Consider the following 21,353-nt stretch of genomic DNA (forward strand, 5'->3'; position numbering starts at 1 on the left):
GTGTAGCCGAAGAGCCGCCCCGGCCCAAAGAGGAAATAGGTCAGTCGGCGCCATCATCATTATTCAGGTTGCACATATTGCTTATTAATTGGGATTATTTTCCCAATTAATAAATGGGAATTTAAGCCCAAATTATGTCGATGTCCAGCACGGGGCTGTGAAAGTTTTATGAACTTTCCGTTCGAAGTAGCGTAAGGTTCTGAACAAACTCATAAAACGGGGACACAGAAATGTTGGGATTCTTGAAAGGTGATCCGCGCAAAAAACTGCAGAAAGAGTACGAAAAGAAGCTAACGGAAGCGTTGCACTATCAGAGAAACGGGGACCTCAGAACTTACTCCACCCTGATGGAAGAAGCTGAAGCGATGTACGCCAAACTGCAGGAAATGGACAAGAAATAACAAGACTGGACAGGTTGGCAGCATCCGGAAGCATCTAATCCGGAGTCAGTTGCGCCAGCAAGTGGCTGCGGGGGTTGAACGACAGTTCTTCCTTAGCCAACTGCTGATACAGGGCCTCAGCTTTCTCACTGTGATGCTTCGGCAAGGCGACCTGTAGTATGACTATCTGATCGCCGAGATGCTTACCTTGTAAACCCTTACCCTTGAGCCGGAGCTTCTGGCCGCTGGTGGCGCCTTTTGGAACCTTCAGATTGACCGCTGAACCCAGCGTAGGCACCTTGATGGAAGCCCCGAGGGCTGCCTCGGGAGCGGTGATAGGCAGCGTCATTGTAAGATCACGGCCATTCACCGTGAACAATGGATGAGGCGCGAGTTCCACTTCGATAAACAGATCCCCGGGACTGCCTCCCCCGATTCCCGGCGAGCCCTGCCCTTTAAGCCGGACATGCTGGCCGCTGGCCATACCCGCCGGAATTTTCACATTCAGCGTTTTGCGACGCCCCACGACACGGCCCTGGGCATCGGCTTCTGTTACGTTGAACTGCACCTGCTTCTCGCATCCGTTGTAGGCTTCCTCAAGGAACAGCGCCAGCCGGGCGTGAACATCTTCCCCCCGCATCCTGACATGACGTCGGAAACCTTGGCCACCAGGCTGGCGGTTACCACGCCCCGCACCTCCGAATATGGATTCGAAAAAATCACTGAACTGCCCGGGGTCGGTATAGCCACCACCGCCAAAATTTGAGGCGCTCTGCCAACCCGGGGGTGGTTCAAAGGACCCATCGGAGCGGGCGCCGTATTTCCGAAGCTGGTCGTACTCTGCGCGTTTTTCCGGGTCTTTCAATACTTCGTAGGCTTCGCCCACATCCTTGAACTTGGCTTCAGCGTCGGCTTCTTTGCTGATATCCGGATGGTATTTCCGCGCAAGTTTGCGATAGGATTTCTTGATTTCCTCAGGCGGCGCAGTCTCGCTCACCCCGAGAGCAGCGTAATAGTCTTTGAAATCCATTGTTCCCTCGCATCCGCTTAAAACTCAAGCCTGGCGCGGCTTTGAGCGCCTTTATTCGGTACTCTTATAATTGATGCGATGCTTGAGAATACAAGGGAGAGCGGGCAGGGTATTTGATCAGGATCCGAAAATGAACGACGGCCCGGGATTAGCCGGGCCGTCGCAGACATCATGAGGTTTCAGGACAGCGGTATCAGTTGACTTTCGGGTTCAGCTCGCCGCGCTCGTAACGGCCGAACATGTCCTCAAGGTTGATCACTTTTATCTTGCTGGCATTGCCAGCGGTGCCAAAGGCTTCATAGCGCGCCAGACAGACTTCCGTCATCGCTTTCATTGATTCCTTGAGGTATTTTCGGGGATCAAATTCCGCCGGGTTGTTGCCGAGGAACCTGCGAATCGAACCCGTGCTTGCCAGACGAAGGTCGGTATCAATATTGACCTTGCGGACACCGTGCTTGATTCCTTCTACGATCTCCTCTACAGGCACACCATAGGTTTCCGGGATCTCACCACCGAATTCGTTGATGATCCTGAGCCACTCCTGAGGCACCGAGCTTGAGCCGTGCATGACCAGGTGGGTGTCCGGGATTCGCTTGTGGATCGCTTTGATCTGGTCGATCGCCAGGATGTCTCCGGTCGGTGGTCGGGTGAACTTATAGGCTCCGTGGCTGGTGCCAATGGCAATAGCCAACGCGTCCACGTGAGTTTTATTGACGAAGTCCGCTGCTTCTTCCGGATCGGTCAGCATCTGACTGTGGTCCAGAATGCCTTCGGCACCCACTCCGTCTTCTTCACCCGCCTGCCCCGTTTCCAGAGAGCCCAGGCAGCCCAGTTCACCTTCAACAGAGACGCCACAGGCATGGGCCATGTCGACTGTCCGACGGGTAACGTCGACGTTGTACTCGTAGTCCGTTGGGGTTTTGCCATCTTCGCCCAGGGACCCGTCCATCATAACCGAGCTGAAACCCAGCTGAATGGAGCGCTGACAGATAGCGGGGCTGGTGCCGTGGTCCTGATGCATAACCACCGGAATATGAGGAAACTCCTCAATAGCGGCCATTACCAGGTGCCGCAGGAAAGGCGCGCCCGCATATTTGCGGGCGCCGGCAGATGCCTGAACAATCACAGGAGAGTCCGTTTTGTCGGCAGCCTCCATAATAGCGCGCATTTGCTCAAGGTTATTGACGTTAAACGCGGGCACGCCATACCCGTACTCAGCGGCGTGATCCAGCAATTGGCGCATGGATATCAGGGCCATGGGGAAATCTCCTCAGTTATTCAGTAAGCATACTGTAATCAGGCGGGACGAAAGCTCCGCCCGTAAAGCGACACATCAGGCGCCGCGTTGTTCCAGGATTGCGACTGCTGGCAGGGTTTTACCCTCCACAAACTCAAGGAAGGCTCCGCCTCCCGTTGAAATATAGGAGATCTTGTCGCTGATTCCGTATTTATCGACGGCCGCAACGGTATCACCACCGCCCGCCAAAGAGAATGCCGGACTTTGAGCGATGGCGTCGGCCAGGGCGCGGGTGCCATTCCCAAACTGCTCATATTCAAACACGCCAACGGGACCGTTCCAGAGGATGGTTCTGGCAGACTTCAGTAATTGCGCAAATTCGCCGGCAGTCTGGGGGCCGACATCCAGAATCATATCGTCCTCGGCCACATCGCTGATGTTCTTGGTTGTCGCTTTTGCCTTCTCCGAAAACTCCTTGGCCACCACCACGTCGACCGGCAATGGAATATCGACCTTGGCGGCAATCTCCCGGGCGGTGTCCAGCAGATCGTGCTCACACAGGGACTTTCCGACCGGATGACCGGCGGCGGCAAGGAAGGTGTTTGCAATGCCACCACCCACAATCAGTTGATCACAGATGCCTGAGAGTGCCGTCAGAACGTCCAGTTTGGTGGAAACCTTGGAGCCACCGACAATAGCCACCACGGGCTTGGCGGGGTTATCCAGCGCTTTGCCCAGGGCGTCCAACTCACGAGCCAGCAACGGTCCCGCGCAGGCTTGTGGCGCAAACTTCGCGACTCCGTGGGTAGATGCCTGGGCGCGATGGGCGGTGCCAAAAGCGTCCATTACGAAGACATCACAAAGCTCAGCGTATTGTTTTGCCAGGGTTTCATCGTCTTTCTTCTCGCCCTTGTTGAAACGGACATTTTCGAACAGGACAACTTCGCCGTCAGCCAGTTGGTCCACGCCGTCAAGATAGTCTTTGACCAACCGCACTGTCTGGCCAAGCAGCTCTGTTAAATGCTCTGCCACCGGCTGCAACGAAGCGGCTTTGTCGTAAACGCCCTCTTCCGGGCGACCCAGGTGAGACATCAACATGACTTTCGCCCCCGCATCCCGGGCCGATTTGATCGTTTCCAGGCATGCGCGGATTCGGGCATCACTGGTCACCTTGCCATCCTTGACGGGCACGTTCAGGTCTTCCCGAATCAAAACACGCTTACCGGCAAGATCCAGCTCAGTCATTTTCTTGATCGTCATTAGGCTTTCCTTCCTTCTAAGATGTTGAGGATTGCGATACTGCGGCTGACATCCAGCATCCGGTTGGCAAAGCCCCACTCATTATCAAACCAGCACAGCACCTTGACCATGTGTTCGCCGGTAACCCGGGTCTGGCCGCCATCAACGATGCCCGAGCGCGGATCATGGTTGAAATCAGAACTGGCCAGCAATTCATCGGTGTAACCCAGGATACCCTGAAGCGGACCGGACGCTGCCGTTCTACGCAGCAGTGCGTTGACCTCTGCCACCGTGGTTGCCTGGCGGACATTGACGGTCATGTCGATCGCCGACACGTTCATGGTGGGTACCCGCATGGCGACAGAACTGAAACGCCCCTGCATTTCCGGAAGCAAACGCTCGATGCCTTTCGCAAGCCCGGTGTCTACCGGCACAATGTTATGCAGGGCGCTGCGGGTACGTCTCAGGTCCTGATGATGGTATGCGTCGATGACCGGCTGGTCGTTCATTGCGGCGTGGATAGTGGTAGTCGTGCCGTGTTCCACGCCAAAAGCTTCGTCCAGCACCTTGATGACCGGGACAATACAGTTAGTGGTACAGGATGCACTCGAAACAATTTTGTCCGTATGGAGCAGGTCGCCTTCATTTATGCCGTACACCACCGTGCGGTCAACATCTGGCTCCGCCGGTTGTGAAAACAGCAGACGCCTGGCGCCAGCTCCGAGGTGTACCTCTGCCATCGCACGCTCTGAAAACGCGCCCGAGCATTCCAGCACCAGGTCGATCCCCAGCAGGCCCCAGGGTAGATGAGACGGATCAGACTGACTGACCACCTCAATGCGGTCACCGTTGATCACCAGGGTTTCGTCATCTACCTGTACATCACCCTGAAACCGGCCATGGGTAGAATCATAGCGGGTAAGGTGCGCAATGGTGGCTATATCCGACAACTCATTGATGGCCACCACCTGCAGGTGCTCGCGAAAGCCGTTTTCATACAGCGCCCGCAATACACATTGGCCAATACGCCCGTAACCGTTGATAGCAACCCGATAGGGTGTCCCGTGAGCGGTCATCAGGCGTCCAGCAGTTCCTGTGCAACCGACACCACGTTATCAACCGTGAACCCGAATTCCTTGAACAGCTCACCGGCAGGCGCCGATTCGCCGAACGTGCTCATGCCAACCACACGGCCGTCCAGGCCTACATATTTGTACCAGTAGTCTTCAATGGCCGCTTCGATGGCAACGCGGTTGGTCACATCCAGCGGTAGCACGTGCTGCTTGTACTTGGCGCTCTGGGTATCGAAAACGTCCGTAGACGGCATGGAAACTACGCGCACCTTGCTGCCCTGTTCTCGCAACGCAGTCGCAGCATCCTGGGCCAGGCCCACTTCAGAGCCGGTCGCAATGAAAATAAGATCCGGGGTGCCTTTGCTGTCAGACAGGATATAGCCGCCTTTGGCGACGTCGGACAACTGCTCATCGTCACGCTCCTGGTGCGGCAATGCCTGCCGAGAGAAGACCAGCGCAGACGGTCCGTTCTTGCGCTCCAGCGCCGCTTTCCAGGCCACCGCAGATTCGACTGCATCGGCCGGACGCCACACGCTCATGTTCGGTGTGGTGCGCAGGCTAGCCAGTTGCTCAATCGGCTGGTGGGTGGGGCCGTCTTCGCCCAGACCAATTGAATCATGGGTGAAGACCATGATCGTCCGCTGCTTCATCAGTGCCGCCATGCGCACAGCATTACGGCAGTACTCCATGAATATCAGGAAGGTAGCGCCGTAAGGCACAAAACCACCGTGCAGGGCGATGCCATTCATGATGGCGGCCATGCCAAACTCGCGCACACCGTAATAAATATAGTTGCCGCCAGCGTCGTTTTTCGAAACACCCTTGCTGTCACTCCAGATGGTCAGGTTGGAACCGGCCAGATCGGCAGAACCACCCAACAGTTCCGGCAACAAAGGGCCGTAGGCGTTCAGCGTGTTCTGAGAGGCCTTGCGACTGGCAATGGTTTCACCTTTGGCCTGGCATTCCCGGATGTAAGCACCGGCCTTGCCAGCAAAATCGGCAGGCAGGTCACCCGCCATGCGGCGTTTGAATTCAGCCGCGAGTTCGGGCTCAGCCTTCTCATAGGCGGCAAACTGTTTTTCCCAAGCGGACTGGGCGTAGGCGCCCTTCTCTTTGGCATCCCACTTGGCATAGATCTCACTGGGAATCTCAAAAGCACCGTGCTTCCAGCCCAGGTTCTCTCGGGCTGCTACAATTTCGTCCTCGCCCAACGGAGCGCCGTGACAGCTTTCTGTCCCCTGTTTATTGGGTGCGCCAAAACCGATGATGGTCTTGCAACAGATCATGGTGGGCTGGGTCGTGTTTGCCCGGGCCGCCTCTATGGCAGCACGAACGGCGTCGGCGTCATGGCCATCGACCGCCGGGATAACCTGCCAGCCGTAGGATTCGAAACGCTTCGGAGTATCATCCGTGAACCAGCCTTCCACTTCGCCATCGATGGAGATGCCGTTGTCGTCATAGAAGAAGATCAGCTTGCCAAGACCCAGAGTGCCTGCCAGCGAACAGACTTCGTGTGAAATCCCTTCCATCAGGCAGCCATCGCCAAGGAAAGCGTAAGTATAATGGTCAACGACTTCGTGCCCCGGACGGTTAAACTGGGCTGCGAGGCCTTTCTCCGCAACCGCAAAACCCACCGCATTGGCAATGCCCTGACCAAGCGGGCCGGTAGTGGTCTGAACCCCTGGCGTATAACCGTATTCCGGGTGACCCGGAGTGCGGGAATGCAGTTGACGGAAGTTTTTCAGGTCGTCAATGGAGAGATCGTACCCGGTCAGGTGCAGCAGAGAATATTGCAGCATTGAGCCATGGCCATTGGACAGTACGAAACGATCACGGTTGGCCCAGTTCGGGTTGGCAGGGTTGTGGCTCAGGTAATCGTTCCAAAGAACCTCGGCGATATCCGCCATCCCCATCGGGGCACCGGGGTGCCCGGATTTCGCCTTCTGTACCGCATCCATGCTGAGCGCGCGAATAGCGTTGGCAAGTTCTTTACGAGATGGCATCAAAGAGTTCTCCACTGACAACTACACGGATTGAAGTGCCGAATGGGCACTGTTCAAATTTAAGGCGCGTATTTTCGCCGATTAGTGACCGCCGGAGCAAATCAGAGTGATAGAGAGTGATAGGAAGTACCCTGTGGATTGCCGAGACTCACGAAAAACACGAGGCAAAAACATATAGCGAAAACTATATCAATTATTTTTGATATTGCTATTGATCACACAGAAAACCCACTCTACACTTCAGCCTATGAATCAAATGGCCACCAAAACCCCTGCTGTCCCGCTATCAGTGGACACCCTGGCACCGATCTACAAGGCGAGCGGGGACCCCTTGCGCCTTGAGATCCTAAGGGTTTTGCGTCGTGACACCTTTGGTGTGCTGGAATTAAGCCAGCTGTTTGATATGCGCCAGTCAGGTATGAGCCATCATCTGAAAGTGATGAGTAAAGCGGGTCTGCTGGAGCCCCAGCGTGAAGGCAACGCCATTTTCTATCGCCGTCCCCTGAACCTGGAAAGAGATAAGTTGGCTGATCAGACCATCCGGCAGATATTCGAGATGGTGGATCAGCTGCCTCTGCCAGCTCATCTTCAGCAAAGAATCGATGCCATTCGCAACCAGCGGGCTGACCAGTCCCAGGCTTTTTTTTCCCGGCACGCGGAGCAGTTCCGGGAACAGCAAGAGCTAATTGCAGCATTTGAGCTCTACGCCGGGCCGGTGGCGAACCTGTTGCGACAGCGGGCAAAAAAGCGGAAGTGGAAAACCGCCCTCGAGATAGGCCCCGGTGAAGGCGCCTTTCTGCCGGTACTGGCGGCGCTCTGTTCCCATGTGGTGGGGCTGGATAATTCCCGGGACATGTTGGCGAAGGCAACCCGTACCTGCATTGACGAAAAGCTCAACAACATTGATTTGATCGAAGGTGTCACTGACACCCTGCTCGACCGCGGGGACGCTTTTGACCTGGTGGTGGCCAATATGGTGCTACACCACGTACCAAGCCCGGCGGACATTCTGCTGGATGCAGCGGCGCTGATGAACGGCGGCGGCTGCCTGGTGATCAGCGACCTCTGCAGCCACGACCAGGAGTGGGCGACAGAAAACTGCGGTGACCTGTGGCTCGGCTTTGAGCCGGAAGAGCTTACGGCCTGGGCCACAGAAGCCGGACTTACGATTGGAGAATCCCTGTTCATCGGCCTGCGCAACGGTTTTCAGGTGCAGGTTCGGGAATTCTGGAAGTCTTCGGGAGGTGGTTAATCCCTCGCCGAGAAACAATATCAAAACATTTTGATACACGAAGTTACAGTTGAAACCGCCCACGTCGAAGACCGGGCCACTTAACAGCAGAACCTATGTTCAAGTGCTCAAAAGGAGCTATACCCCATGTCTGATTACAGCGTATTTACTTCCGAATCGGTCTCAGAGGGCCATCCTGACAAACTGGCCGACCAGATCTCGGACGCCGTGCTGGACACCATCCTGACCGAAGACCCCAATGCCCGGGTCGCCTGTGAAACCATGGTAAAAACCGGCGTCGCAATTGTCGGTGGTGAAGTCACCACATCAGCCTGGGTCGACCTGGAAGATCTGGTGCGCTCTGTAATCAAAGATGTGGGCTACACCTCTTCCAAAGTCGGCTTTGATGGTGACACCTGTGGTGTTATTAACATAATTGGCAAGCAATCAGTTGATATCGCCCAGGGTGTTGACCGCCAGAAGCCGGAAGATCAGGGCGCGGGCGATCAGGGTCTGATGTTTGGCTATGCAAGCAACGAGACTGACGTACTGATGCCAGCACCTATCTGTTACGCCCATCGCCTGGTGGAGCGCCAGGCCGAGGCCCGCAAGAGTGGATTGCTGCCCTGGTTGCGCCCCGACGCCAAGAGCCAGGTGACCTGCCGCTATGAGAATGGCCGTGTGACCGGTATCGATGCGGTGGTGCTATCGACCCAGCACGATGAAGATGTCAGCCAGTCAGACCTGCGGGAAGCCATCATGGAGCTGGTGGTCAAACACGTGCTGCCTGCTGAGTTGCTCGACAACAACACCCAGTTCCATATTAACCCGACCGGCAAGTTTGTGATCGGCGGCCCAGTCGGTGACTGCGGTCTCACGGGCCGAAAGATCATCGTTGATACCTATGGCGGCATGGCTCGTCACGGTGGTGGTGCTTTCTCAGGTAAAGACCCCTCGAAAGTGGATCGTTCCGCAGCCTACGCCGGTCGATACGTGGCGAAGAACCTGGTGGCGGCTGGCCTGGCTGAGCGCTGCGAAATTCAGGTGTCCTACGCCATCGGTGTTGCCCAACCTACGTCGATCTCCATCAACACGTTTGGCACTGGCAAAATCAGCGATAACCAGATCATCAAACTGGTTCGTGAGCACTTCGACCTGCGGCCCTACGCCATCACCCGCATGCTGGACCTGCTGCACCCGATGTACCGGGCAACCGCCGCTTATGGTCACTTCGGCCGCGAGCCTTTTGAAATGACGGTGAAAGGCGACACCTTCACCGCGTTCCCTTGGGAAAAAACCGATAAAGTCGCCGTCCTTAAGGACGCGGCAGGCGTTTGATCGTACTGAGTCAGTCGTTACACCTTTTTCCGTAACATTTTTTCATAGTACCGGGCCGCCATTTTCATCGCGGCCCAGGCCTTAACAGGAGAACACCATGAGCACGCCAGCAGAAAAACTTAACAGTTCGTCCGATTACAAAGTTCGCGACATCAGCCAGGCAGATTACGGGCGCAAGGAAATAAACATCGCCGAAGGCGAGATGCCTGCCCTGATGGCGTTGCGCAACAAGTACAAGGCAGAGCGGCCACTAGCAGGCGCCAATGTGATGGGCTGCATTCACATGACCATCCAGACCGCCGTGCTGATCGAGACCCTGGTGGAACTGGGCGCGAACGTGCGCTGGTCGTCCTGCAATATTTTCTCCACCCAGGACCACGCAGCAGCTGCCATTGCCGAGAGCGGCATCCCGGTATTCGCCTGGAAAGGTGAAACCGACGAAGAATACGACTGGTGCCTCGAACGCACAGTGGGTGCCGACGTGGCGGGCTGGGAACCCAATATGATTCTGGACGACGGCGGCGATCTCACCGCCCTGCTCCATGAAAAGCACCCGGAGATCCTGAGCAAGTGCCACGGCGTAACCGAAGAGACCACCACCGGCGTGCATCGCCTGCAGGAGATGCTGCGGGACGGCACCCTTAAAGTACCGGCCATCAACGTCAACGATGCGGTCACCAAAGCCAAGAACGACAACAAGTACGGTTGCCGTCACAGCCTCAACGATGCGATCAAACGCGCTACCGATCATTTGATGGCGGGCAAGAAAGCGTTGGTCATCGGCTACGGCGATGTCGGCAAAGGTTCTGCGGCGTCACTGCGCCAGGAAAGCATGATCGTTAAAGTGACCGAGGCCGACCCGATCTGCGCGATGCAGGCCTGCATGGACGGTTTTGAAGTGGTATCGCCCTATATCAATGGCGTTAACACCGGCACTGAAGCAGGCATCGACAAGGCCCTGTTGCAGAATATCGATCTGCTGGTTACCACCACCGGCAACATGAATGTATGCGACTCCAACATGCTCAAGGCGCTCAAGAGCGGTGCTGTGGTGTGCAACATCGGTCACTTCGACAATGAAATCGATACCGCCTACATGCGCAAAAACTGGGAGTGGGACGAGGTCAAGCCGCAGGTGCATGTGGTTTACCGCGACAAGACCACCAATGACCACCTGATACTACTATCCGAAGGTCGCCTGGTGAATCTCGGCAACGCCACCGGCCACCCGTCACGGATTATGGACGGTTCTTTCGCCAATCAGGTACTGGCCCAGATGTACCTGTTCGAGCGCAAGTTTGCTGACCTGCCGGAAGATGCCCGTGCCAAAGGTGTATATGTTCAGGTGCTGCCCAAGCAACTGGACGAAGAGGTGGCCCGCGCAATGGTCGAGGGCTTCGGCGGGGTAATGACCAGGCTGACGCCGGAGCAGGCCAAGTACATCGGTGTGCCGGTGGAAGGTCCGTTCAAACCTGACAGCTACAAGTATTGATAGATAGATTGATCGATTGACTGACTGAGAGCCATAACATGCAATCCCAGAAGCAATTCAAACGCCGGTTCAGCTTTGAGTTCTTCCCGCCCAAAACTGACAAGGGTAAGGAAAAGCTCCAGGGTGTCCGGGACCAGCTCGCCGGGGTGAACCCGGACTTTTTCTCGGTCACTTTCGGGGCGGGCGGGTCGACCCGTGACCGCACCCTGGAGACCGTGATCAACCTGCACAAACAGGGCATTTCCACGGCGCCGCATATTTCCTGCATTGGTTCCACCAAGGAAAGTATTGCGGAGCTGCTCGACCTGTATCGGGAAAACGGCATCAATCGCATTGTCGCCCTGCGGGGGGATATGCCCTCCGGGATGGGATCGGCAGGTGAACTGCGGTATGCCAACGAGCTGGTGGGGTTTATCCGGGACCATTCCGGTGATGCATTCAATATAGAAGTCGCGGCCTACCCTGAGTTTCATCCCCAGGCCCGCAATGCTGAGGAGGATCTGAAAAACTTCGCCCGCAAGGTCGAGGCTGGCGCCAACAGCGCCATTACCCAGTACTTCTTCAACATTGACAGCTATTTCTACCTTATCGACCGGCTGGAAAGAATGAACGTCACCATTCCAGTGGTACCGGGCATCATGCCGATCGTCAATTACTCCAATCTGGTGCGGTTCTCGGACATGTGCGGGGCGGAGATTCCCCGCTGGGTTCGCAAGCAGCTTGAAGCTTACGGTGATGACAGCGAAAGCATACGCAAGTTCGGTGAGGACATGCTGACGGAGATGTGCGGCAAACTGCTGGAGGCCGGGGCACCTGGCCTGCATTTCTACACCCTTAACCAGGTGGAGCCCAGCATCAGTATCTGGAAAAACCTTGGGCTGGGTGAGCGGGATAAAATTGCTTTCTAGCGCCCGTTACCAAGCAATGCGCATTGGCCGGGGAGCCCGTTCCCCGGTATTGCCTGACCCCCGGTCAATACGACCTTGCTCCAACCTTTGAAATTTGATTCCACACTTCATACCGACCATAGTCTAAACTTGTTGGGTTGTAGCCAAACGCTACCCAAAAAAGTCACCGGACCTCGCGAACATCTATCCAGAGGTTCAATAATCAGAAGATCAAGGAGACAACATGACGAAGACATGGCTGAAAACCCTGGGCGCGGCTGTCGCCCTCTCCGTGAGCACCACCGCGCTGAGCGCTGAGCCCCTGCGTGTGGCAACCGACCCCAGCTTTGTTCCTTTTGAGATGATGGACCAGGAAACCGGTGAAATGATCGGTTTTGACATGGAAATCATCGCGGAAGTGGCTAAGCGCGCGGGTTTTGAATACGACCTCAATACCATGGATTTCAACGGCATCATTCCTGCACTCCAAACAGGTAATGTCGACATCGCAATCGCTGGCATCACCATCACCGACGAACGCGAAGAAATCGTTGATTTCTCCGACCCCTACTACGATTCAGGCCTGCGCATTCTCAAGCGCTCAGGCGATGACAGCATCTCTGAAGTAGCAGACCTGGACGGTAAGAAAATCGGTACCAAAATCGGCAGCACCAGCTATGACTACCTGGTAAAGAATCTTGAAAACAATGATGGCGTAACGCCTTATCCGGGCAGCTCTGACATGTATATGGCGCTGATGCAGGGCAGTGTCGACGCAGTATTTTATGACGCTCCGAACGTTGGCTATTTCGCCCGTACCAAAGGAGAAGGCCAGGTTGAAACCGTTGGCGAACTCTATGAAGGCCAGCAATACGGTATCGCACTGAAGAACGGCAGCGAGTGGGTTGACGAAGTTAACGAAGCACTCGCATCCATGAAGGACGATGGTACCTACGAGACCATCTATGAGAAGTGGTTCGGGCCCATGCCTGACGCCAAATAACGGCCTCCGCCCAAGACCGTGCGCCGGGAGCCCTCCCGGCGCACCTCCTACTTCTCTAGGGAGAACCCACCGTGGAGTTTCAGTTTGACTGGCAGGCGGCAATCGACTCGATTCCGTATCTGCTCAAAGGCGTTCCGTATACCCTTCTGATTTCCTTTGGCGGCCTGGCTATAGGCTTTGCTCTTGGCATCTTTTTCGGTTTGCTCAGCATCAACAAGAAATGGTTCCTGCGATGGCCAGCGACGATCTACATTGAGATCTTCCGGGGCACACCCATTCTCGTTCAGGTGCTGTTTATCTTCTACGGCCTGCCGGATCTGATCGGTGGTCCGATTGATCCGCTTGCGGCTGGCATCGCGGCCATTGCCCTTAACTCCGGCGCCTATATCTCCGAAGTTGTGCGAGGCGGTGTGCAGTCTATTGATAAAGGCCAGTCCGAAGCGGGCCTGTCGCTGGGGCTGTCACGGCCGCAGACCTTTTGGTCGATTGTCTGGCCCCAGGCCTTCCGCCGCATGATTCCACCGTTGGGCAATCAGGCGATTGTCAGTATCAAGGACACCTCGTTGTTTTCGGTCATCGGTGTCGGTGAGCTGGTTCGTCAGGGCCAGGTTTACATTGCCAATACCTTTACCGCTTTTGAGGTCTATTTCGTGGTGGCCATCATGTATCTGTGCATCACTCTATCGCTGTCGCTGTTGCTACGCTTTGCGGAGCGGCGCGGTCTGGCATCCACCTGAGGAAGGCGACTCCAATGACTGACATTGTATCCATGCAGCGCCTTAACAAATATTTCGGCGATCTTCATGTATTGAAAGACATTGACCTGACGGTCAAACCGGGCGAGGTGGTGGTTATTATCGGGGCCAGTGGCTCTGGTAAGTCGACACTGATTCGCTGTGTTAACGGCCTTGAGGAATATGAATCCGGAGCGCTCACGGTGGACAGCGAGAAGTTGGCCCCCAAGGGCAGCAGTCAGAAAGCCCTGGCGACCATCCGCAAGGAGGTCGGCATGGTGTTTCAGCAGTTCAACCTGTTTCCCCATCTCACGGTGCAGAAAAATATTATGCTGGCGCCGATGAAGGTAAAGGAGGTGGATAAGTCTGCTGCGGCGAAAACCGCTATGCGCCTGCTTGATCGGGTGGGCATTGGTAGCCAGGCCGACAAGTACCCCAGCCAGCTATCCGGCGGTCAGCAGCAGCGAGTGGCCATTGCCCGGGCGTTGGCGATGGAACCCCGGCTGATGCTGTTCGATGAACCCACCTCGGCGCTCGACCCGGAGATGATCGGGGAAGTGCTCGATGTGATGCGGGGTCTGGCCAAAGAGGGTATGACGATGATGGTGGTTACCCACGAGATGGGTTTTGCCCGGGAAGTGGCTGACCGCGTCATCTATATCCATGAAGGGCAGATCGTTGAGGAAGGCAAACCAGAAGATGTGTTTGATAATCCTCAGAATGAGCGGACCCAGTCGTTTTTATCTCGGGTTTTGAAGCATTAGGTTTCGTTCAAGCATGGAGCATGCGCCAGAGTCAGGCCATATCCTCCCAGACACGCCGTGGATACTTCCATGTAGGCTCTCTGTTGCCATCCATGGCAACAGAAGGTCTGGGAGGATATGGCCTGACCCCGGCTTTCGGGCTTGATGCGGGCACCAACAGAACACCCCTCTCTGTGAAACAGTCGGTTTGACCTGAGCGATCCAACGGCTTCCTATACCGATGTTAACCCTTAAACAGAAAATGGTTTACGGCTGGCGCGTGGCGGCCACTCACACGTATCATGAGGGCCCGGTTAAATGCCCATCTATTCCGTGAACAGACAGGAGAAGCCCCATGCGCAACGCCGATATTGTCGCCAGAGATCTGAAGTCGGTCTGGCACCCGTGTACCCAGATGAAGGACCACGAGAGCCTGCCGCTGATTCCTATCAAGCGCGGAGAAGGCGTCTGGCTGGAGGACTTTGAGAATAACCGCTATATCGACGCGGTCAGTTCCTGGTGGGTGAATCTGTTTGGCCACGCCAACCCACGGATCAACGGCGCAATCCGGGATCAGATTGAGCAGTTGGAACACGTAATTCTGGCAGGTTTCAGCCATGAGCCGGTGGTGAACCTGTCGGAACGTCTGATCGAGATTACGCCGGAGGGGTTGAGCAAGTGTTTCTATGCCGATAATGGCTCATCTGCCATCGAAGCTGCCTTGAAGATGAGCTATCACTATTGGAAAAACTACGGTAAACCCGCCAAGAAGAATTTCGTTAACCTCAGCAACAGCTATCACGGTGAGACGTTGGGTGCCCTGGCACTGGGCGACGTTGCCTTGTACAAGGACACCTATCAACCATTATTGATGGAGGTCATAACGGCACCCTCGCCGGATGCCTATAATCGTGAGGCTGGAGAGTCGGAAGAGGACTATGCGCTGCGCCAGTTTGAAGCCATGGAAAAGATCCTGGCGGAACAGCACGATGAGATTTGCGCCGTGATTGTCGAGCCGCTGATTCAGTGCGCCGGCTCCATGCGCATGCACCACCCGATCTACCACACCAGGTTGCGGGAAGCCTGCACCCGCTATGGCGTGCACCTGATTGTCGATGAGATTGCCGTGGGCTTCGGCCGCACCGGTACTATGTTTGCCTGTGAGCAGGCGGGTATTACGCCGGATTTCATGTGTTTGTCGAAAGGGCTGACCGCGGGTTACCTGCCGTTATCGGTGGTGTTGACGACAGACAATGTTTACCAGGCTTTTTATGACGACTATGAAACCCTTCGGGCCTTCCTGCATTCCCACAGCTACACCGGCAACCCCATTGGTTGCGCGGTAGCGCTGGCAACGCTGGATATCTTCCGGGATGACCGGGTGATTGAGAGCAATCGTGTATTGTCCGCCTGCATGGGGCAGTCAGTCGCGCATCTGGTGGACCACCCCAACGTAGGCGACATACGTCAGTGCGGGATGACGCTTGCAATAGAGATGGTCAAGGACAAAGCCAGCAAAACGCCCTTCCCCTGGCAGGAACGACGTGGCCTGAAGGTTTACCGGCATTCGCTGACCCGTCAGGCCCTGTTGCGACCATTGGGAAATGTGATTTACTTTATGCCTCCCTATGTGATCACCGAGGAGCAGATTCGTCATCTGGCTCAGGTGGCAACGGAAGGCATTGAGATCGCCATCAAGGACTGACCCATGCGCATTCCCAGAATTTATACCGCTGACCCGCTGCAGACCGGCGCAACGGTCTATCTTGATGATAGTGCCGCCCAACATGTTGGCAAGGTACTGCGGATGCAGGTCGGCCAGACCATCAGCCTGTTTAATGGTGATGGCTTTGATTACCCCGCTACGCTGGTGGAGGTAAGCAAGAAATCCGTCCAGGTGGAGATCGGAGAAGCTAGCACCAATAACACAGAATCTCCCCTCGCCATTGTTCTCGGGCAGGTATTATCCCGGGGCGACCGGATGGATTACGCCATCCAGAAAAGTGTGGAAATGGGCGTGGCCCGTATCGTCCCTCTGGTCAGTGAACGCTGCGAAGTAAAACTCAAGGGTGACCGGGAAGACAAGCGGATAAAACATTGGCAATCAGTTGCCGTCAGCGCCGCCGAGCAATGCGGGCGGGCAATGGTGCCCGAGGTTGCCCCGGTGTGTACGATCGAGGACTGGCTGGCGCAAACCGCAGACTGCGATCTCCGGCTTGTGCTACACCACCGCACAGCCCAATCGTTGACGGGCCTGGAAAAACCGACACTTCTGGCTTTGATGATTGGGCCCGAGGGTGGGCTGACAGATGACGAGATTCGTATTGCTGAGACGGCTGGTTTCCTGCCCGCCGCACTGGGCCCGAGGGTTTTGCGGACGGAAACCGCGCCGGTCGCAGCAATCGCGGTTTGCCAATGGCTCTGGGGTGATGCTCAGCCCCGCGCGTAATATTTGATCGATGTATATGACGAGAGACGGACCTGTGGCTTCATCCGGTTTTAAGCGCACTGCCAGGCATTTCCTGATTCCGTTGTTGCCGATCCTGGCGACCGCGGTTGTGATCTGGGTTTTCGGCCTCCTGAAACCGACGCCACCGGAATCCCAGGCCGAAGAGCGCACCTGGCCCATCCGCACAGTCACGCTCGATTCCGCGGCCCGAGCACCGCAGTTGAGGCTGCTGGGTCGCGTAGAAACACCGTTTCAGTCTACCCTGACCTCGGCCGTTACTGCGGACGTCAAAGCGATACCCGTGCTGGAAGGCTCACCGGTGCGCGCTGGCGATGTGATGGTTGAGCTTGACCGGTCGGAAGTGGAACTGAGCGTTGCCCAACGCCAGGCGGATGTCGCCGAACTGGGAGCCGAGCGCGCCAGCGAGCTGAATCAGCAACGAGCGGACCGACAATTCCTGGAGCGGGAAAAGGCCCTGGTCGAAATCGCCCGGCGCGGGCTTGACCGTGAGCAACGTCTGGCGGATTCCAACCTCACCAGTCAATCCCGCACGGATGAGGCCCGACAAATACTCCAGAGCGCCGAGTTGTCACTGATCAGCCGGGAATTGGCGGTAGCGAATCACCAAAGCCGGATACAATCTCTCGACGCACGACTTGGACGCGCCCAGGCATTATTGCAGCAAGCCCGGCTGGATCTGGGCCGCACGGATGTGATGGCGCCGTTTGACGGAGTGGTTACCGGTATCGAAGTCAGCCCCGGTGAACGGGTTCGGGCCGGTGAGTCCCTGGTCAGCCTCTATGCTGTCGATCAGCTCGAGGTGAGAGCACAGCTTCCCATGCGTTGGACGGCGAGTGCAGAACAGGCGCTGGTGTCGGGACAGCCCATGACGGCCATTACGACGCTGGCGGGCGAGACCTACACCCTGGCCCTGGAACGGCTTAGTGGCCAGGTCAATGTCGGGGCCGGAGGAGTGGATGGCCTGTTCCGGTTTCAGGGTGGCCAGCCCCCTGCCGCACTGAACCGCACACTCGATTTGCTCCTCGACCTCAATGCCCGGGAAAACACTTTCTCATTGCCGGTGTCCGCGCTTTATGACGAATCCACCGTCTACAAGGTGGTTGAGGACCGGTTAACGTCGGTTCAGGTTGTGCTGGTCGGTGACCGGTTTGAAGACGGCAGCCAGCGTCTATTGGTTCAGTCGGGGCAGTTGCAAGACGGTGACCGGATTCTAGCGACCCAGTTGCCCAATGCCATCAACGGTCTCAAGGTGGACGTTATTGAGGCGGAGCCCGAGACATGACACTCGGCCCGATTCCCCACCGCGAGGATATTATCGGCCGCTTTGCCCAGCATCGAGTAGCGGCGAATCTGTTAATGCTGATTCTGATCCTCGCCGGGGTCTATTCCTTAAGCAACCTGAACCGCCAGTTCTTCCCCAACTTCGCCACTGACTTCATTACCGTTCGGGTGGTCTGGCCCGGCGCCAGTGCGGAGGACGTGGCGCGTTCGATCACGACGCCGCTGGAACAGCAGTTGCGAAATCTCGATGATGTAAAAGAAATGCGATCTACCTCGTCCCGGGGCTTCAGCAGCATCGTGCTCGAGTACGAGGAAGAAGCCGACATGGGCATTGCCCTGGACCAAGTCAATGAATTTGTCTCGCTGGTGCGCAACCTGCCCTCGGATGCCGAACGCCCGGAAATCAGCAAGTTCGTCCGCAACGAATCCGTCGCCACCGTAATTCTGACCGGCCCGGCGCGGCTGGAGGCCTTGCGATCACTGACATATCAGTTTGAAAAACAGCTGTTGGACCGGGGCATCGCCAAAGTTGAGCTGACTGGGCTGCCAGAGCGGGAAATTGCTATCGAGGTAAGCAGCCAGACGATTTCAGCCCTCAACATGGATCTGCCGACCCTGGGCCAGCGCATCGTGCGCCAGAGCCAGGATATACCGGCCGGTACCGTGGGCGAGGAAGAGTCGGTGCGGGAAATACGCAGCCTGGAAAAAGGCCGCAGCGCCGATGACTTTGCCCGCATGCCTGTCATCACCACATCGGATGGCCGTCGTCTGGCCCTTGGGGACATCGCTGACGTGGAGCTGCGACCGAAGGATAACAGCGTCGAGATATACTACCAGGGCCAACCGGCTGTGCTGATGGCGCTTCAACGCACCGAATCCTCTGACGCGCTCAAAGCTGCTGATATCATGACCGCCTGGCTCGATGATACCCGGACGGACCTGCCCCGGGGCCTGCAGTTGATCACGTTTGATGAGCAGTACGAGCTGATTGAGGACCGCATCAACCTGCTGCTGAAAAACGGGATCAGCGGCCTGCTGCTGGTGGTGGGCATACTGTATATTTTCCTGAATGGCCGAATCGCATTCTGGGTCGCCGCTGGCATTCCCATTTCATTCATGGGTGCCCTCGCCGTGCTGTGGCTCAACGGCGGCAGCATCAACATGATCAGTCTGTTTGCACTGATTATGGCACTGGGCATCATCGTGGATGACGCCATCGTGGTGGCGGAGGATGCCATGACCCACTACGAAAAGGGCGAGCGCTCCCTTGAGGCTGCGGAGGGGGGTGCCCGCCGGATGTTTGTACCGGTAATGAGCTCATCTCTGACGACCATCGCCGCCTTCCTGCCGCTGATGCTGGTGAGTGGCATTATTGGTCAGATCCTGCGGGACATCCCTTTTGTGGTGATTTGCGTGATCGTCGCGTCCCTGGTTGAAAGTTTCCTGATCCTGCCCGGCCATTTACGGGCCAGCTTCCACAAGAATCACCACCGGGAGCCCGGCCGCACCCGCAAAAAACTCGAAGCGGGGTTTGCCTACTTTCGTGACCGGCAATTCCGACCGGTGGCAGAATGGAGCCTGAAGCACCGGGGCACCGTGCTGGTCGGCACCGCCTGTGCCCTGGCACTGAGCATGGCCCTGGTCGCAACCGGCCATGTTCGATTCACCTTCTTCCCGACCCCGGAAACCTCCCGGGTGGTCGCCAGCGTCAAGTTCGCCGCCGGCACTCCGCCTTCCGATGTCAAGGCTTACGGCCGTCTGATGGAAGATGCCCTCTGGCAGGTAAACAACGAATTAAAGCAGAACGAGGATCTGGTCAAAGTAGCCCTGCTGCAACTCAATCAGGGGTCGTTTAACGGCGGCAGCAATATTGAGCGGGGTGAGCAGTACGCCATGGTCTCCGTGGAGCTGGTAACGCCGGATGCCCGCGACGTGCGCAATCCGGAATTCATTCAGGCCTGGCGCAAACAGCTGCCAGAACTGGCGGGCGTTGAGCAACTGTCGATCACCAGCCCTCAGGGCGGCCCGCCCGGCAAACCCCTGGACATTTTTGTTACCGGTGCAGAGGCCGGCACACTGAAGGCGGCAGCGGAGGACATCAAAGCTGCTTTGCGAAATTACGAAGGCGTGACGGATATTCTTGATGACCTGCCCTGGGGCAAGCAGCAGTATGTGTTCACACTCACCCCACTGGCGCAATCGGTGGGCCTGACCATTGACGATGTAGGGCGGCAGATGCGGGCCGCACTGGACGGCCAGCTATTGCAGGTATTCTATGATGCCCACGATGAAGTCGAAGTGAGGATCATGTTACCGAAAGCCGAGCGGGAACTGCAGCGTACTCTATCCAGCTTGCCGATCGTGACGTCCAGCGGTGACACCGCGCCATTGGAGAACATCATCCGGCTGGAATCCCGTCGCGGCCTGGCCCTGCTTCGCCATACCGACGGACAACTCGGTGTCAGTGTAACTGGCGATGTGGACTCGGGCGTTAGCAACGCCAATCAGGTCATCAGCGATCTGCAACAGGACGTGCTGCCAGGCATTCTGAGTCGCTACGGTGTGCAGGCAACCTTCAAGGGCAAAGCCGAAGAGCAGCGGGAAACCGGTGACGATATGCTGGCGGGTGCGTTGATAGGACTGGCCATGATTTACATCATTCTGGCCTGGGTGTTCGGGGCATACACCTGGCCCATCGCCGTTATGATCGCTATTCCGTTCGGTCTCTGCGGTGCCATTCTGGGGCACCTCATGCTGGGTATTGATCTGACTATTCTGTCGCTATTCGGCATGTTCGGTCTGTCGGGGATTGTGATCAACGACTCGATAATCCTGGTGACTTTCTATAAAGAACTCCGTGCCGAGGGCATGGCCTCAAGGCTGGCTCTTGTGGAGGCCACCTGCCAGCGCTTACGGGCCGTGTTACTAACGTCGTTGACTACGATCTGTGGTTTGCTGCCACTGCTATTTGAAACCTCATTGCAGGCCCAGTTCCTCATTCCCATGGCCGCCAGTATCGCGTTCGGCCTGGCAGTGGGTACCTTCCTGATCCTGCTGGTAGTACCCGTATTACTGTCGCTGATCGAAGACAGCACCCGTTGGCTTTCTGATGTTCGCACAGGCTCTGCCTCCGGGGCGGTGATTGACAATCCTGACGGCGCAGAACATCATCCGGACCAAAGCAAACCCTGAGTCTGTAGTCCAGGATACAG

Annotated in this window: 17 protein-coding genes; 12 read left to right on the forward strand and 5 right to left on the reverse strand. The window is 56.6% G+C overall.

The window, feature by feature from the left end; translation table 11 throughout:
- Positions 1–230 precede the first annotated feature (230 nt).
- Complete coding sequence (locus WEB64_RS15075) at positions 231–401, forward strand: DUF6435 family protein (protein WP_368060783.1); 171 nt, start codon at positions 231–233, stop codon at positions 399–401.
- A gap of 34 nt (positions 402–435) precedes the next feature.
- Here WEB64_RS15075 and WEB64_RS15080 read toward each other — a convergent pair whose 3' ends face one another.
- The 5 genes from WEB64_RS15080 to tkt all read right to left on the reverse strand — a co-directional run bounded on the left by WEB64_RS15080 (position 436) and on the right by tkt (position 6,962).
- On the reverse strand, positions 436–1,410 hold the full coding sequence (locus tag WEB64_RS15080) for a DnaJ C-terminal domain-containing protein (RefSeq protein ID WP_368060782.1): 975 nt from the start codon (positions 1,408–1,410) through the stop codon (positions 436–438).
- A gap of 193 nt (positions 1,411–1,603) precedes the next feature.
- Positions 1,604–2,668 carry a class II fructose-bisphosphate aldolase gene (fba, locus tag WEB64_RS15085; RefSeq protein ID WP_368065674.1) on the reverse strand — a complete coding sequence of 355 codons (1,065 nt, stop codon included), beginning with the start codon at positions 2,666–2,668 and terminating at the stop codon, positions 1,604–1,606.
- Positions 2,669–2,743: 75 nt separating this feature from the next.
- Complete coding sequence (locus WEB64_RS15090; protein ID WP_368060781.1) at positions 2,744–3,907, reverse strand: phosphoglycerate kinase; 1,164 nt, start codon at positions 3,905–3,907, stop codon at positions 2,744–2,746.
- On the reverse strand, positions 3,907–4,962 hold the full coding sequence (gap, locus tag WEB64_RS15095) for a type I glyceraldehyde-3-phosphate dehydrogenase (protein ID WP_368060780.1): 1,056 nt from the start codon (positions 4,960–4,962) through the stop codon (positions 3,907–3,909). Before gap ends, WEB64_RS15090 begins: the two co-directional genes overlap by 1 nt.
- Entirely contained in the window at positions 4,962–6,962 is a 2,001-nt protein-coding gene (tkt, locus tag WEB64_RS15100; RefSeq protein WP_368060779.1) for a transketolase, read from the reverse strand. The genes gap and tkt overlap by 1 nt, the downstream gene beginning before the upstream one ends.
- Before the next feature lie 256 nt (positions 6,963–7,218).
- Here tkt and WEB64_RS15105 point away from each other — a divergent pair, with 256 nt between their 5' ends.
- The 11 genes from WEB64_RS15105 to WEB64_RS15155 all read left to right on the forward strand — a co-directional run bounded on the left by WEB64_RS15105 (position 7,219) and on the right by WEB64_RS15155 (position 21,333).
- Positions 7,219–8,214 carry a metalloregulator ArsR/SmtB family transcription factor gene (locus tag WEB64_RS15105; protein WP_368060778.1) on the forward strand — a complete coding sequence of 332 codons (996 nt, stop codon included), beginning with the start codon at positions 7,219–7,221 and terminating at the stop codon, positions 8,212–8,214.
- A gap of 126 nt (positions 8,215–8,340) precedes the next feature.
- Positions 8,341–9,531 carry a methionine adenosyltransferase gene (metK, locus tag WEB64_RS15110; RefSeq protein ID WP_368060777.1) on the forward strand — a complete coding sequence of 397 codons (1,191 nt, stop codon included), beginning with the start codon at positions 8,341–8,343 and terminating at the stop codon, positions 9,529–9,531.
- 97 nt (positions 9,532–9,628) lie between these two features.
- Positions 9,629–11,023, forward strand: a complete 1,395-nt coding sequence (ahcY, locus tag WEB64_RS15115; protein ID WP_368060776.1) for an adenosylhomocysteinase — start codon at positions 9,629–9,631, stop codon at positions 11,021–11,023.
- Positions 11,024–11,061: 38 nt separating this feature from the next.
- Positions 11,062–11,931 carry a methylenetetrahydrofolate reductase [NAD(P)H] gene (metF, locus tag WEB64_RS15120; RefSeq protein ID WP_368060775.1) on the forward strand — a complete coding sequence of 290 codons (870 nt, stop codon included), beginning with the start codon at positions 11,062–11,064 and terminating at the stop codon, positions 11,929–11,931.
- Positions 11,932–12,154: 223 nt separating this feature from the next.
- Entirely contained in the window at positions 12,155–12,913 is a 759-nt protein-coding gene (locus WEB64_RS15125) for a transporter substrate-binding domain-containing protein (protein WP_368060774.1), read from the forward strand.
- A 71-nt stretch (positions 12,914–12,984) separates the two neighbouring features.
- Positions 12,985–13,650, forward strand: a complete 666-nt coding sequence (locus tag WEB64_RS15130) for an amino acid ABC transporter permease (RefSeq protein ID WP_368060773.1) — start codon at positions 12,985–12,987, stop codon at positions 13,648–13,650.
- 14 nt (positions 13,651–13,664) lie between these two features.
- A complete protein-coding gene (locus WEB64_RS15135) occupies positions 13,665–14,411 on the forward strand; it encodes an amino acid ABC transporter ATP-binding protein (RefSeq protein WP_368060772.1) in 747 nt (248 codons plus the stop codon).
- A gap of 334 nt (positions 14,412–14,745) precedes the next feature.
- The gene (locus WEB64_RS15140; RefSeq protein ID WP_368060771.1) at positions 14,746–16,095 is read left to right on the forward strand and encodes an adenosylmethionine--8-amino-7-oxononanoate transaminase; all 1,350 of its coding nucleotides are present in this window, start codon (positions 14,746–14,748) and stop codon (positions 16,093–16,095) included.
- A gap of 3 nt (positions 16,096–16,098) precedes the next feature.
- Positions 16,099–16,839 carry a 16S rRNA (uracil(1498)-N(3))-methyltransferase gene (locus WEB64_RS15145; RefSeq protein WP_368060770.1) on the forward strand — a complete coding sequence of 247 codons (741 nt, stop codon included), beginning with the start codon at positions 16,099–16,101 and terminating at the stop codon, positions 16,837–16,839.
- Between the two features lie 34 nt (positions 16,840–16,873).
- Complete coding sequence (locus tag WEB64_RS15150) at positions 16,874–18,142, forward strand: efflux RND transporter periplasmic adaptor subunit (RefSeq protein ID WP_368060769.1); 1,269 nt, start codon at positions 16,874–16,876, stop codon at positions 18,140–18,142.
- Positions 18,139–21,333, forward strand: a complete 3,195-nt coding sequence (locus WEB64_RS15155) for an efflux RND transporter permease subunit (RefSeq protein ID WP_368060768.1) — start codon at positions 18,139–18,141, stop codon at positions 21,331–21,333. The genes WEB64_RS15150 and WEB64_RS15155 overlap by 4 nt, the downstream gene beginning before the upstream one ends.
- The last annotated feature ends 20 nt before the right edge of the window (positions 21,334–21,353 follow it).

The organism is Marinobacter sp., from assembly GCF_040882185.1.
Classification (GTDB): Bacteria; Pseudomonadota; Gammaproteobacteria; order Pseudomonadales; family Oleiphilaceae; genus Marinobacter.

Coding starts and splice junctions, on each gene's coding strand:
- WEB64_RS15105 (WP_368060778.1), top strand. CDS start 7,219: ATGGCCACCAAAACCCCTGCTGTCCCGCTATCAGTGGACACCCTGGCA.
- tkt (WP_368060779.1), bottom strand. CDS start 6,962: ATGCCATCTCGTAAAGAACTTGCCAACGCTATTCGCGCGCTCAGCATG.
- ahcY (WP_368060776.1), top strand. CDS start 9,629: ATGAGCACGCCAGCAGAAAAACTTAACAGTTCGTCCGATTACAAAGTT.
- WEB64_RS15090 (WP_368060781.1), bottom strand. CDS start 3,907: ATGACGATCAAGAAAATGACTGAGCTGGATCTTGCCGGTAAGCGTGTT.
- WEB64_RS15135 (WP_368060772.1), top strand. CDS start 13,665: ATGACTGACATTGTATCCATGCAGCGCCTTAACAAATATTTCGGCGAT.
- WEB64_RS15125 (WP_368060774.1), top strand. CDS start 12,155: ATGACGAAGACATGGCTGAAAACCCTGGGCGCGGCTGTCGCCCTCTCC.
- WEB64_RS15140 (WP_368060771.1), top strand. CDS start 14,746: ATGCGCAACGCCGATATTGTCGCCAGAGATCTGAAGTCGGTCTGGCAC.
- gap (WP_368060780.1), bottom strand. CDS start 4,962: ATGACCGCTCACGGGACACCCTATCGGGTTGCTATCAACGGTTACGGG.
- metK (WP_368060777.1), top strand. CDS start 8,341: ATGTCTGATTACAGCGTATTTACTTCCGAATCGGTCTCAGAGGGCCAT.
- WEB64_RS15080 (WP_368060782.1), bottom strand. CDS start 1,410: ATGGATTTCAAAGACTATTACGCTGCTCTCGGGGTGAGCGAGACTGCG.
- fba (WP_368065674.1), bottom strand. CDS start 2,668: ATGGCCCTGATATCCATGCGCCAATTGCTGGATCACGCCGCTGAGTAC.
- WEB64_RS15155 (WP_368060768.1), top strand. CDS start 18,139: ATGACACTCGGCCCGATTCCCCACCGCGAGGATATTATCGGCCGCTTT.
- WEB64_RS15145 (WP_368060770.1), top strand. CDS start 16,099: ATGCGCATTCCCAGAATTTATACCGCTGACCCGCTGCAGACCGGCGCA.
- WEB64_RS15075 (WP_368060783.1), top strand. CDS start 231: ATGTTGGGATTCTTGAAAGGTGATCCGCGCAAAAAACTGCAGAAAGAG.
- metF (WP_368060775.1), top strand. CDS start 11,062: ATGCAATCCCAGAAGCAATTCAAACGCCGGTTCAGCTTTGAGTTCTTC.